A 13,271-nucleotide genomic window follows, 5' to 3' on the forward strand; every position below is an offset into this window, starting at 1 on the left:
TCGGTGACTGGGGCGGTAGAGACGATCATGGTCCTGAGGAGAATAGGGGGCAATGGGGCTGGGACGCCTGTAGAACACTTCATCGTCCCGCTGATGCTTTCCAGAATGCTTATGGTTTCTCAATCTGTCGATGGAGAAAACCTCGGGAAAATTCAGGGGCTTGTTCAGCATTGCCAATGCCCTTGCCCTCTATCCTGGGTGTGTTTCTGGCAGCAGCTCTGATTACTCGCCGCCGCTGGCAGTCTTCGTCCCAGAATCTTGCGTCAATGCCAGGGATATTGCTGCTTTGAGCTGTTGTGCCAAGATGCGTACACTAGGCTCGGTGAGCATGCCCGCATGGGTGCCCGGAATCTTTCGCACCTCAATGCCATCCTTAGCCATGCCGCTCCAACCGTAGTAGGGATCTCGGTAGGCCTGAATCCGTTTGATACTAGCTAAAAAGAGAGTTAATCGTCCAGGATAGGGAACCGGATTGTAGGCTTCTATAGCAACCCTAAATGAGTTTAGAATGGGTAGTATATAAATATCATCAAGCTGTCAATACAGTTGTACTCATGAATAGTTTTCAATTAGAACACCAACAAAAAGTAGATAATCGTGCTATTCTATCAGACTTTATAAGTAGTAATCCTGATTCAAGAGAGCTTAAGCGAGCATTGGCTGTAAAAATGGCATTGGAGGGTGAGCCATATTTTAAGATTACCAAATTTCTGGGAATAAACAAGTCTTTTATTACATATTGGAAGAACAGATTCGAAGCACAAGGCATTGAAGGTATTAAACTCGGCTACCAAGGATCAAAAAGTTACCTAACCCCAGATGATCGTACAGAAATTATCTCGTGGCTGAGAACCAGAAACTACTGGAACTTTGATGAATTAGTTTCATATTTAGATGAACATTATGATGTGATTTACAAGTCTAAGCAAAGCTACTATACACTTTTTTCGGAAGCAGGTATTAGTTGGAAGAAATCTCAAAAAACCAACCCGAAATCTGATCCAGCTCTAGTCAAAAAAAAAGAGAAGAAATCCAAGGATTTATCCGTCAAAACCAGTTCAAAATTTGAGTCTGGGGAATTGATTGTACTTTTTTTGGATGAGTGTCATCTCCTTTGGGGTGATGTTTGTGGATATGTCTGGGGCAAGACAGATATGCGAATCGAAATCCCTATTACAAACGAGAGAATCAGGCAAACATATTATGGCGCATTAAACTATCAAACAAAAGAATTTATTTTGCATCCTTACGAGAAAGGGAATGGAGAGAATACAGTTGCTTTTATGAAGTACTTGCAGGAACAAAATCCTGGGAAGCAAATCGCATTAATTTGGGATGGCGCTAGTTATCATAAGTCACAAGAGATCAAAGATTTTTTAGCTACAGTCAATCATGGGAAGGAAGAGACAGAATGGCAATTCAAATGTATTCTATTTGCACCCAATTCACCAGAACAAAATCCAGTGGAAGATGTTTGGTTACAAGCCAAAAATTCATTGAGAAGATTTTGGAGGTTGTGTCGTTCTTTCCCCGCTGTAAAGTATCTGTTTGAGTTCTTTATAGATCATCAAAAGTTCGATTTTTCTAAAATAGAAGAATATTCACCTTGTTCATAAATCAACTGGGATTGCTATAGTGCTTTCCAATGGGCGCGGCGGATGCGATTGACGGTGAGTTGTGCAGGGGAGGCGGAGGCTTGGGGACGATGCTGGGGCCAGAATTTACCGCCGAAGTGGGCCAGCTTATCGCTGAGTTCCTTCTTCAAATAGGCGATCTGGTCATGGCGATCCATCTGCTCTAGATTGCTGAGTTTGACCGCGATGCGATCGCGCCAGCTGGGAGATCCCGACGCCAGGCTCTGGGGTCCTTGCCGATCCAGAATGGCCACTAGGCCCACTGGCAACCCCTGGGCCCAGAGTTGCTGGGCCATTTCGAAGGCCACCATGCTGCCGAAGGAATGGCCCCCCAACAGGTAGGGTCCCTGGGGCTGTACGGCTCGAATCACCTCGATATAGGCGGCAGCCATGGCTTCGATGCTGTCGTAGGGGAGATCTTCACCATTGAGACCCTGAGCCTGGAGCCCATAGACTGGATACTCTGGGCCTAAATATTGGGCTAGCTGACGAAAGTACAGCACATTGCCGCCAAGCCCATGGACACAGAAAAAGGGAGGGGGGTCACCATGGGGCTGCAGAGGAACTAGGGTGGCCCAGGAAATGGCGGCGTCTTGGCGCTGCAGCACTCGGGCTAACTGCTGAATTGTGGGGGCCTGGAGCAAGGTGGCCAGGGGTAAGCGCACCTGGAATTGCTCTTCGATGCCGCTAAATAATTGCAGTGCTTGTAGGGAGGTGCCCCCTAGGTCGAAGAAGTTGTCGGTGACGCCGAGGGTTGGCTGGTTGAGTACGGCTGTCCAGAGATGTAATAAGTGATTCTCTAGAGGGGTCTGCGGACTAATTAAGGCTGATGGGGCCAGTTTTGTCGATGGCTGGATGTGGGAAGCGAGGGGGGGTATGGGAAGGCGCTCAATAGGTTGCTCCAGATCCTGTGCGATCGCATCCAGGCAATGCTCGTAGGTTTGCAGTAGAGTAGCAATGGTATCCGAGTGAAATTGACTCTGACGATACTCTAACCGGGCCACAAAAGTGTCTTGCCGTTGCTGCCAGAAGCAGGATAGGTCGAAATCGGTGGTCTGTTTAGGCAAGTGCAGAGGATAAACCGTTGCATTTGGTAGTTGCAACTGCCCCTGCCGGGCATCTAATAGGGCAAATAAGACCCGTGATAAGGCACTCGCGGTTACCCCTGACAACTCGCCTAATCGCTGAAAGGGGGCATCTTGATGCTCCAGAGCCGAGAGAACGACCTCTTTGACACATATCAATAACTGCTTAAAGCTGGGGAAATTGGAGAGGTCGCAGCGCAGCGGCACAATGTTGTTAAAATACCCCACGAGGGATTGTATTTCTGGCCGGTTACGGCCTGCAACCGGGGTACAGACCACCACATCTTCCTGCCCACCATAGCGATGAACCGTGGCCACAAAGGCAGCCAGTAAAACCGTGAAGGGAGTCGTGTGCAACTGAGCGGCTACCTGACTAATGGTGCTAGATAGTTGGGACGAAAGCACCAGAGTTTGGTCAGCGGCCCGATAATCAACCGGATTTGAGGTCAGAGCGTCTACCGGCAACTGCAGGGGAGCACACTTGGCCAACTGGTTCTGCCAATAGGTCAGGTGAGGGACTAAAATGGCGTCTTGGAGCCATCGTCGCTGCCACAGCGCAAAATCAGCATATTGAATCGGTAGTGGTGACCAGGGAAGCGGCTGTCGAGTCTGAATAGCCTGATAAGCCATTCCTAAATCCCCCCAGAAAATGCCCTCTGAATGCCCATCAAATACTAGATGATGAATCCCCAAGCCCAGGATGTAAGTATGCTCATCCAGCCGGAGCACAATTCCCCTGAGCAAGGGCGCATGGGTCAGGTCGAAGGGAGCATTTACGGCATTCTGAAGTATCTGCAGAGCCTGATGCTGACGGTCTTGAGCTGGCACAGATCGTAGGTCCAACTGAGTCAATGGGACTGCCACCTCGGCTTCAATCGCCTGCACCGGTTGACCATCAACCACCCTAAAGGCCGTTCGTAGGGCCTCATGGCGGTTAATTACTGCGGCTAAACTGTGTTCTAGGATGTGGGGGTCGAAGTTGCCCCGAACTTGGAAGCCATAGGTAATCGTGTGAGCCCCTGGCCTCAGCGCTTCTAGGAACCACAAACGCTCTTGGGAAAAGGACAAGGGTAATCGCTGCTGGCGAGAGACTGGAGCTAAGGGGGGCGCCTGATTCTGGGCTGCCATGACTGCTTGAATCGCTTGCCAGAAGTCATGCTCAGGTTTTTCCGGTTGCCCTCTAGACACCTCATCAGGGATTGGAGCGCCCTCTGAGGATAGGGAAAAAGCGTGGGAATCGGATTGTTCTGATAACCCCATGATCTTGCCTAAGCATCAACTGGAACACCTTGCTTCTGGCACAGTAGGTGCATGATATTGCCTACTGTCTTGAAGTTCTCCAGAGTAATCTCGGTGGCCTCAAACTGCAGATTAAATTCAGTCTGCAAGCTGAAAATCAAGGTCATAGCGTTGATGGAATCCAGCCCCATTTCAAAGAGATTGCTATCTTCCTTGAGATTTTCCGGGTGGGCATAGGGCAGGATGGACTGAATAACGGCATGGATCCTTTGAGTAGTTGTATTAGAAGTCATGACAGATTAAATGAGTTCTTTTCTTAAAATTTTGCCGAGAGGGCTGCGAGGAATCTGATCTCTAAATTCGATTATCTTAGGAACTTTAAAGTTTGCCATCTGCTGGTGGCAATAGTCGATCAACTCTGCCGACTCACAATCCATTTGAGGTACTACAACGGCCTTGATGACTGCGCCGGCATGGGGATGCTGTTTGCCGACAACTACCACATCTCTAACTTTATGATGTTGACGCAGGACTGTTTCCACTTCTAAGGGATCTACTTTATAGCCACCGGTATCAATAAAGATACGTTTTCGTCCTTGAATATACAGGTATCCAGCTTCATCTTTTTTGCCGAGATCTCCGGTGAAGAAGTATCCGTTGCGAAAGGCCCGATTCTCGGCGTCAGAGGCATGGCAATATCCCTTGGCCAGGGTCTCACTCTTGATCGCAACTTCGCCAACTTCACCAGCTGCCATGGGGCGATCGGCGTCGTCCATGATGGTGATGTCGACGTTTTCCATGGGGCGGCCAATGGACTCGAGGGTTGCGATGGCCCTGGAGGGCCGATCTAGCCCCTCTGGGGCGGCTTCGCCAATGACCATCGCATCCTCACCGAGGTTAATGCTGACGGACCCTGCCTCGGTACAGCCGTATAGTTGGCGAATGGGAATGCCAAAACGGTGGTAGAACTTCTTAAAAATGTCTTGACTGAGGACACTTCCGGCTGAGATACAGAGTCGCAAACTAGAGAAGTTGATGGGGGCATCTTGGGGAGTAGTAGCCAGCACATTGTAGAGATAGGGCACTCCCGGAAAGATAGAAATCTGCTCGTGCTGGATCAGTTGGGTCACCTCGGCCCGACGAAAAACGAAGGGCACCTCCACTAGAGCACCTGCCTTGACACTGGGCTCTAGCATGATCAAAGCGGCCCCGGCGCAGCTGGCCGCGAGCAGACATTCTCCTAAGCCATAGGCATGGTATAGCGGCACGAAGGCGAGAATACGATCGGTGGCTGTAATGCCCAGGGTGGTAACGCAATTATGGGCTTGATGGTAGAGATTATGCTGCGTGCGACAGAGGCGCTTTGGCTTGCCGGTGGAACCAGAGGTGTACTGGTAAACTACGGGGCCAGCAAATGAGTCAGAGGGTGACGTTGGGCTGAAATTGGAATCCTGCAGGTAAGGTGTAGGTTTGCCGATCTCAGCCTCTGAGCCTTGATCGCTGGCGAGATGGGACACCACCATCACCTGAATGGCCATGTCTAAGTCGTGAATCACACGACGACAGAGATCGGCGTGGAAGGCATCGGTGATTATCAGCTGAGGGCGGCTGTCGGCCAGGCAGTGGCCTAACTCGCTGGGCTTCGAGCTGGGGTTTAAGAGCAGTGCGATCGCATGTAGCTGGGCCACTGCAAAAAAGCTGGCCACAAACTCGGGGCAGTTTGGCAGCACTAAGGCTACACAACTACCTGGCTCTACCTGCCGAGAATCTAAGGGGGACCTCGATTAATCAGTTTTCTTTAGCTAATGGCGTCTCATTTGAGACCGTCAAGGTGACTCAAAGAGAGTCCGAGACATTCCACCGAAAAAAGCTTCCCATTTTGACAAAAAAATAGGGTTGGAAGACCACGTTTAAGTCGATTTCCCGGCTTTAGGTCCGATTATCTTGCCAGTTCAGCCGATGCAGCACGTTGGGTTTCGAGACACACAAACCGCTTCAGGTTATACACCAGATTTTTCAGACCTAGCTGGGTCTGGGCACGGGCTAACCCGATGCTGCGCACCACCTTGCCACCCATGCTGGTGACGACATCTCCGAAGATGTGCTCCACTCTGGCACGGGTTTTGGAGCGCTCTCGATTCGCGGTTTTCTGGGCCTCGCTTAAGGGGCGATTGCGATAGGCCCGTTCATTTATATGCGGCTCAAACCCTATCAATTTCAGCACCTCGACAATCAGCACGGAGAGATACGCACTATCGGCCCAAAGTCCATCGCCGCTATTATCCGCATCGAGCAACTCGCCCAAGACCTGCGAGTCATGGACCGACGCATCGGTGACGCTGTAACGGCGAATGAGCTTAAAGCCGGCATCACTATTGATGTGGTTTTTGTAGCCGTAGTGGGACGTTCCATTTTTCTTCGTCCATCGGGCGTCAACATCTTTTTGCGCGAGCTGATGAGGGGTCTCTTGCCACTCAACGGGAACCTCACCCTGCTTGAGGGTTTGGTTCTCCTCACGGGTGTTGCGTTGTTTGGGAACTGGAATCAAGGTCGCATCCACAATTTGCCCATCCTTGGCGGCATAGCCTGCCCCTTGCAGATAGGCTCCAAACTGCTCGAACAACGCCTCCACCAAGCCGTGCTGCTGCAACTGTTCTCGGAAGAGCCACACCGTCGTTGCATCCGGGACTCTATCCTCAAGCCCCAAACCGAGAAATTGCATGAAGGACAGTCGGTCGTTGACCTGATATTCCAGTTCGTCATCGCTGATGTTGTATAGCTTTTGCAGCACCAGCATCTTGAAGAGTAACAGGACATCGGTGGGGTTACGACCGGCCTGGCTTTTGCGCGGTTTCTCTCGAATCTGCATCAGAATCGGACGAAAGGTCTCCCACGGCACCAGTTGATTCAACCGATTCAGTACCGCCTTCTTTTGCTCCAGTTTTTGCTGGCGCTCTTCGATATCCCAGAATCCCTGCTGTCCCATGGCCTGCGTGCTTCAACAAAACCGACCTTATGATCTCATACTGAGATCGCTCTGGCTATTTTTCGAGGTGCCCTAAGGTATCCTTGAGTTCATTCACCCGCTGCAGTAGTTGGCTGTAAGTGAGTCGCCGTTGCCCATAGACCACGGCTAGTGTCTCGCCATGGTGTTTGACGGTGTGGTGAAGCATGGAGGTCAGCATCATAGGTTCCTACTGAGAAGACCAATCAGTGTCTTGAGGGCATGGCTCAGGACGTCTGGACGCTTAAGAGCTAATTTGCAAAGGAAATCTTAAAGAGCCGTCAAGGCAAGTGTTCTCAAGGCTTCTAGCGATCTTGCCGGAGTGTTCGCGGTGTTTCTGAAAACCTTGCTCTGACTACTATTTAGGCGGTTTGCAAATCACCTCTAACAGCGGTCTGAGATGATGGCTTCGATTTCGATATTCAGTTCTGAACGACAAATATCAGATTGTAAATACAGCACCCGATCGTCTTCCCTAAGTCCAATCATTTGAGAGAATAAGCTCTGGATGTAGTCGGTATCTTCTAAGTGCCTGATATAGACCTTGAAAAAGCGCTCATAATCATCACCATTGGGGAAAAAACTCCCATAGCTGTGGCGCTCACTGACAAATCCCATGGATTCAAAAATTAGGCTCATATTATCCAGGGTGGTATACAGCTGATCTGCAGTATCTTCTAGGGTTACGGATTGATGGCCCTTAATACTTGCCGTACCGGACAAATATCCCACCCGTTTACTGGCAACATCAACACAGGTACCTCGAGCGAAGCTAGGGGGTCTAGGACCATAGCATCGAGGATATTGGTAGGCAGATACTTGCTCCGGATTTTCAATGTGCATCCCTGGCGTTTTGCCGGCGAGGAAATACATTACTAATTTAGTATCGTTGATACCGACAGCCGACGCTGCTGGCAATTTGCGGCTAAAATTGCTGCCCAGAAAATGCTCGAAGGCTAGGGAGCGACCCTTGCAAAAGGATCGATAGTTTTCGATACCTTGGGTTTCTCGATTGATAAAAGGCACATAGTGCCAAATACGGTACAGATGCCAATTTTGGGTGATGTCTAGAAAGCTTAGATAGGCATCGTAAACATCTCGTTCTAAAGGGAAGGTGGCATCTAGGACAATTCCTCCCGCCAAATGGTCTTCACCCTCGAGCAAGCAAAAGCCATTCTTCAGAGAAACCCTGCCGGGGATATCAGTAACACTTTCCTGGATTTGACGGCCAAGCGCAGGGATTTTCATATCTATTGTCAGGCCCCTATTGCTCCAGGATAGCCCAGTGCTTTTTTGATTAAATTGGACTGCCAAACCGTAATTACGATCATCTAATCGTCGAGAATCTGATTCATAAAACAGTTGAGTTGACATTATCATGATTCACTATTGATCAAAAGATATGAGTCACTTGCACAACCATGCCATGCCCTTAGCCATCGCATACATACTATCCTCACAGAGCTGAGGATAAGGGAGTAGACTTCATTGGGGATCATCTTTATTGGGGACTATTTAGAAAATCAGTATTGCCAGGCCCAAGGATCGTAAAAAATCGGGGCCACTTCAAACTAAACGACAATCTGAAACTTTATTTGGGTCAGAGCTTTATATTTAAGGCTGATCTGCCTCAGGCTGATTAGATTAAGTAAACAATTTTAGAGGTTTGGCACCTTGCCTTGCCTCATTGAAATCCAATCTCAGGCTGCCTTCAAGTCTTATCCGGAAACTTTACGAGGCCTTTACTAGGAATTAACTTTGGAGTTTTTTCTGAGTGGAAAACAGTCAGTCTGAGCATTGCTCGGCAAGAATGTCGCCTCCAGATCAGAATCGATGGCTGGCGGCCAGCGAACTCCGATTTGGCTCTAGGCAAGGGTTGCCTAAGCAGAGAACCATGGCCACCAGTAGAGAGGCGGCGGCAGATTTCAGGGTTGGCCACGGTGTACTAGGGGCTGGCAAGGCGAGCCACATAACGCTGCACCAGGCTGTCGATGCCAGTAATGGCGGTGCCCACAACGACGGCGTAGGCGCCCAGGTTAATGGCACGCCGGGCCATCTCCGGCGACGCCAGCCCCCCTTCACAGAGAATCGGCACCGACAGCTGCTCCACTAGGTGACTTAACAAGGTGAAGTTTGGCGGGGTCAGATGGCGTGTGGCGTCGGTGTAGCCAGATAAGGTGGTGCCAATCAGGTCGGCCCCAGCCCTAGAAGCTGCGATCGCAGCTTCTAGCGTATCCACATCGGCCATGACCGGTCGCTGTAGTTCCTCATGGATACGACGAATTAGCCCCGATACAGTGTCAGGGCCATGACGAGGGCGCTGGGTGGCATCGATGGCAATGATGTCGGCCCCGGCCTCTGCCACGGCGATAGCATGGTGAAATTGGGGCGTAATGTAAACCTCTATGCCCGGCATGGTGCGTTTCCAGAGGCCAATGATCGGGGCCTCGATTCGGGCCCGCACGGCTCGAATATGGGCAGGGCTGTCGATGCGCACTCCCGCTGCTGCCTGATTCACTGCTGCCTCAGCCATGGCTGCAATCACCTCTGGATGATGCAGGGGAGAGAAGGGGGGAGCCTGACAGGAGACGATTAAGCCCCTGCGTAGGGCTGCTAGGACATCATTGGCCGCTGCCATGGGTTCTTATATCGATTGCCAGCTCTGGAAATACGGTCAGCACCTACCTTACGGCGATCCCTGTCGAAATTATGCCATCGTCGATGGACCCATTCCGGGGGGATAGGGTGTGGCAGATGTCCATGGCATAATGAGCCGTCTATGCACTTCACCGATTTTGAATATGACTGCGGCCCATCCCTTTACTGCTGACCTGACTCAACGGGGCTTAGACCCTTCATCAGACCTCGAGTTTCAGCTTCCAGATCCTGAAGACGAGGGCATCTCGGAGCCAGAGTTTCGGCATCAGATCGAAACGGCTTGGCAGGTATGCGATCGCTTCGACCTGCAGACAGACATCTGGCGCGGTCGGATTTTGCGGGCGGTGCGCGATCGAGAAAAACGAGGCGGCGATGGTCGTGGCACCGGCTTTTTGAACTGGCTGAAGGAGCGCGAGATCACCAAGAGCCAGGCCTACAGCCTGATCGAGCTGGCCGACAGTGCCGACACCCTGTTGCAGGAGGGGTTGCTGGAAACCAAAGATGTGAATCAATTCAGCAAGCGGGCCTTCGTGGAGACCGCTCAGTCGGCCCCAGAGGTGCAACACTTGGTCAGTGATGTGGCTCGGCGGGGGGATCGTGTGACCCGGCGGGAGGTGAAGCAGTTAGCCGATGAGTGGATGGCCATGTCGTCTGAGCTCTTACCCCAAGAAGTGCGAGAGAAGACAGCCAACAATACCATCCCGACTCGCTATGTGGCTCCGTTGGTACGGGAGTTAGAAAAATTGCCCGACCCCCATCAACAAACCCTACAAACCGAGGTGGCCCTCACCCCTGACTTGGATACGGTCAAGCAGGTGACCTCAGAGGCCCGCTATCTGGCCAAGTACCTGGACTCTGCCACCCATGTGCAGGCCCTCAACACTGATGCCCTCGATCTAGAAATGGCCTTGGAAGAGGCGTTGCGGGTGGGCTGCCTCAATGCCACCGCCGATATGGTGAAACAGGCGGCTCAGTTGGAGCAGGCTGCCGCTAAGCTCTACACGGCCTGGAAGCGGCTGAATCAGCTGACGGAGCGGGTCTTTGTCGACAGTGGTGCCAGTACTCCCCACTTGCGATCGCTGCTCGATCACCTGGGTCCCCTGACCAGTTCCCTAATTGAAGTGAGCCTAGGGGAACCAGAGAGCCCCCTAGCTCAGCTGATCCGCCTGAAGATTCTCTCAGGCGATAGCGATGGGAGCTAGTCTGCCAAGCTAGAAGTAGGCCAGTAGGAGGCAGAAGGGGAACCCCATAGATTCAGCCTTTCTGCCCTATGCAATATCGGCGTTATTTATGCCGCCCAGCACTAGGCCCCTTCCTCAGGGATACTTAAGGTAATACCAAACAGAATCCCGAGAACTCGATTCAAGTCATTAGGAACAGCATAAGCATTAATGTCTTTGTGGACCACCCTGGCCTGACGCTCGAATAGGCCAAACTTCCAGGTATCACCCGTGGTAACAGTGCCGTAAAGGATTGGAACGGGTGAGCTCGTCCACTGATCGAGAGCAATTAGCTCAACCGCAAGCTGGGTGAAGCCTTTAGCTAGATCGGCATTTTTGGCTTCGATCACAACCAGGCTTTGAGGAGTGGGAATGAAATAGTCAAAAGTGCCCTTGAGGCGAGGGTTGACTCGAACGGGATATTCAATTTTGAGTGGCGCTTGCATAAACTTGCAAACCGTTTTCAGAATGGGAAAGATTAATGCCTCACGACGAGCTATTTCAGAAGCCGGATCAACCAACGTCAAATTTTCCTGAAGCTCAATCTCCAGGGATTTTGAGTCAATGGGAAGTCGCTGGGGTAGCTGCAGCGAAGCATTCTTCAAAGAGACATCAAATTCCGCCAGAATGTCCGCTGTATCGAAGGGCAGTTCTGCGTATTTGCTAAAGGTATAACTTCCTGCCGGGTCGAGAATTGGGGCTCTAGTCATCGCTGCCATCGCCTGCATGTTATCCGTCATCTTAGTGCAGATTGTCTGAGCTGCATCGAGCCGTGCCACCCACGCAGGACAAGCTCAGTCGTTATATCTTTATCTTCAGAGAGGCATGGTAGCTACCTTCATAGGAATCTCTATGGTTGATTTTGGGGTTGATTTTGGGGTTGATTTTGGTGCGATCGCACATCAGTACAAAACGGCACTCCTCGATAATGTCATCCCCTTCTGGGAACGGCACTCACTGGACTGGCAGCAGGGGGGCTACTTCACCTGTTTAGATCGCCGAGGTCAGGTCTACGACACCGACAAATTTATCTGGTTACAGAACCGCCAGGTCTGGACCTTCTCGATGCTCTACAACTGCCTGGAGCCCCGCCAGGGCTGGCTGGATATTGCCGCCCACGGGGCCCACTTCCTAGCGGAGCACGGCCGTGATGCTGACGGTAATTGGTATTTCTCCCTAAATCGGGCCGGCAAACCGCTGGTGCAGCCCTACAATATTTTCTCCGACTGCTTCGCCGCCATGGCCTTTAGCCAATATGCTCGAGCCAGTGGCCAGGACTGGGCTGAGGCCATGGCCCAGCAGGCCTATCAGACCGTCCTGAACCGCCAAGGCAACCCCAAGGGCCAGTACAACAAGGTATATCCTGGCACCCGGCCCATGCAGTCCCTGGCCCTGCCCATGATTTTGGCCAACCTCACCCTGGAGATGGCCTGGTTGCTGCCGCCTGAGCAAGTCGATCAGGTCTTAACCACCACGGTGGAGACGGTCATGAAGACCTTTCTCGATCCTGACCGGGGGCTGATATTTGAACATGTAGCTGCCGATGGATCGCTGATCGACAGTTTTGAGGGACGCCTGCTCAACCCAGGCCATGGCATTGAAGCCCTGTGGTTCGTCATGGATATTGCCCAACGCTACGGCGATCAGGCCATGATTCAACAGGCCGTGGAAGTGGTGCTGCGCACCCTAGACGTCGCCTGGGATCAAGACTACGGCGGCCTCTACTATTTCATGGATGTCAAGGGCCATCCCCCCCAGCAATTGGAATGGGACCAAAAGCTCTGGTGGGTTCATTTAGAGGCACTAGTGGCGCTGGTCATGGGCTACCGCTTAACCGGTCAAACGGCCTGCTGGACCTGGTATCAGCAGGTCCATGCCTACGCCTGGGAGCAGTTTGCCGATCCGGAATATGGCGAGTGGTTTGGCTACCTAAATCGGCGGGGAGAGGTGTTGATGCCCCTGAAAGGCGGCAAGTGGAAGGGCTGTTTCCATGTGCCGCGAGCCCTATACCGCTGCTGGCAGGACTTCGAGGCCCTGGCCCGTCAATCTTCCTCAGTCACGATTTCGACTAGAGCTCACTAGTACGCCATGGCAGAAGCAAGAAGGCTGCTGGCCCTGAGCATTATATGAAACCAGCTCATCGGTCTCAGAAAACCTCGTATCCATCTTTACCCCGGTTTCTCGACACAGTATATTGCCTCTGTCAGGGATGTAGGCCCTTGTTCCAGGCTAGTCCTGGAGAATCACCCGGAGAATGTCCCCGATCTGGAGCTGGACTTGGGATAGAATCGCTTAAATGCTTAGACTAGAAATCACTCTAGCCGGTACCTATGCTCGTGCCGGCGGCGGCTATCCCGGGCAAAGTACAGATCTAGCAGGATGTTTCAACCTTGATGGGATACCCTGCAAATAGGACTAGGGGCCATGGGAA

Annotated in this window: 12 protein-coding genes and 1 pseudogene; 3 read left to right on the forward strand and 10 right to left on the reverse strand. The window is 51.7% G+C overall.

Annotated features, from left to right (window positions below; all coding sequences use genetic code 11):
* Positions 1 to 222: 222 nt before the first annotated feature.
* Complete coding sequence (locus tag XM38_RS26140; RefSeq protein ID WP_187329477.1) at positions 223 to 381, reverse strand: hypothetical protein; 159 nt, start codon at positions 379 to 381, stop codon at positions 223 to 225.
* A gap of 173 nt (positions 382 to 554) precedes the next feature.
* On the opposite strand from XM38_RS26140, the gene XM38_RS19650 reads away from it, so the two are divergent.
* Positions 555 to 1,616 (forward strand): IS630 family transposase, encoded by a 1,062-nt coding sequence (locus XM38_RS19650; RefSeq protein WP_080810183.1) that lies wholly within the window; start codon positions 555 to 557, stop codon positions 1,614 to 1,616.
* A gap of 14 nt (positions 1,617 to 1,630) precedes the next feature.
* Here the strand turns inward: XM38_RS19650 and XM38_RS19655 are convergent, their stop codons facing one another.
* The 8 genes and pseudogenes from XM38_RS19655 to XM38_RS19680 all read right to left on the reverse strand — a co-directional run bounded on the left by XM38_RS19655 (position 1,631) and on the right by XM38_RS19680 (position 9,600).
* Positions 1,631 to 3,979, reverse strand: coding sequence for an alpha/beta fold hydrolase (locus tag XM38_RS19655; RefSeq protein WP_088430792.1), 2,349 nt, complete (start codon positions 3,977 to 3,979; stop codon positions 1,631 to 1,633).
* Between the two features lie 8 nt (positions 3,980 to 3,987).
* A complete protein-coding gene (locus XM38_RS19660) occupies positions 3,988 to 4,251 on the reverse strand; it encodes an acyl carrier protein (RefSeq protein ID WP_080810106.1) in 264 nt (87 codons plus the stop codon).
* 6 nt (positions 4,252 to 4,257) lie between these two features.
* Positions 4,258 to 4,683, reverse strand: coding sequence for a class I adenylate-forming enzyme family protein (locus XM38_RS29370; RefSeq protein ID WP_449271861.1), 426 nt, complete (start codon positions 4,681 to 4,683; stop codon positions 4,258 to 4,260).
* A pseudogene (locus XM38_RS19665) lies at positions 4,666 to 5,718 on the reverse strand (class I adenylate-forming enzyme family protein); the annotation flags it as partial. The pseudogene XM38_RS19665 and the gene XM38_RS29370, both read right to left, overlap by 18 nt.
* A 179-nt stretch (positions 5,719 to 5,897) precedes the next feature.
* The gene (locus XM38_RS19670) at positions 5,898 to 6,944 is read right to left on the reverse strand and encodes an IS5 family transposase (protein ID WP_080806623.1); all 1,047 of its coding nucleotides are present in this window, start codon (positions 6,942 to 6,944) and stop codon (positions 5,898 to 5,900) included.
* Positions 6,945 to 6,999: 55 nt separating this feature from the next.
* Complete coding sequence (locus XM38_RS26145) at positions 7,000 to 7,146, reverse strand: hypothetical protein (protein WP_187329479.1); 147 nt, start codon at positions 7,144 to 7,146, stop codon at positions 7,000 to 7,002.
* Between the two features lie 200 nt (positions 7,147 to 7,346).
* Positions 7,347 to 8,336, reverse strand: a complete 990-nt coding sequence (locus XM38_RS19675) for a chorismate transformation FkbO/Hyg5 family protein (protein WP_080810110.1) — start codon at positions 8,334 to 8,336, stop codon at positions 7,347 to 7,349.
* 571 nt (positions 8,337 to 8,907) lie between these two features.
* Positions 8,908 to 9,600 carry an N-acetylmannosamine-6-phosphate 2-epimerase gene (locus XM38_RS19680; protein WP_080810113.1) on the reverse strand — a complete coding sequence of 231 codons (693 nt, stop codon included), beginning with the start codon at positions 9,598 to 9,600 and terminating at the stop codon, positions 8,908 to 8,910.
* Positions 9,601 to 9,763: 163 nt separating this feature from the next.
* Here XM38_RS19680 and XM38_RS19685 point away from each other — a divergent pair, with 163 nt between their 5' ends.
* Complete coding sequence (locus XM38_RS19685) at positions 9,764 to 10,822, forward strand: hypothetical protein (RefSeq protein ID WP_080810115.1); 1,059 nt, start codon at positions 9,764 to 9,766, stop codon at positions 10,820 to 10,822.
* A 101-nt stretch (positions 10,823 to 10,923) separates the two neighbouring features.
* Here XM38_RS19685 and XM38_RS19690 read toward each other — a convergent pair whose 3' ends face one another.
* Complete coding sequence (locus XM38_RS19690; protein ID WP_256995689.1) at positions 10,924 to 11,619, reverse strand: hypothetical protein; 696 nt, start codon at positions 11,617 to 11,619, stop codon at positions 10,924 to 10,926.
* Positions 11,620 to 11,692: 73 nt separating this feature from the next.
* On the opposite strand from XM38_RS19690, the gene XM38_RS19695 reads away from it, so the two are divergent.
* Positions 11,693 to 12,922 carry a n-acyl-d-glucosamine 2-epimerase gene (locus XM38_RS19695; RefSeq protein ID WP_088430796.1) on the forward strand — a complete coding sequence of 410 codons (1,230 nt, stop codon included), beginning with the start codon at positions 11,693 to 11,695 and terminating at the stop codon, positions 12,920 to 12,922.
* Positions 12,923 to 13,271 lie beyond the last annotated feature (349 nt).

Origin of the sequence: Halomicronema hongdechloris C2206, assembly GCF_002075285.3 — a bacterium.
Lineage (GTDB): Bacteria > Cyanobacteriota > Cyanobacteriia > Phormidesmidales > Phormidesmidaceae > Halomicronema_B > Halomicronema_B hongdechloris.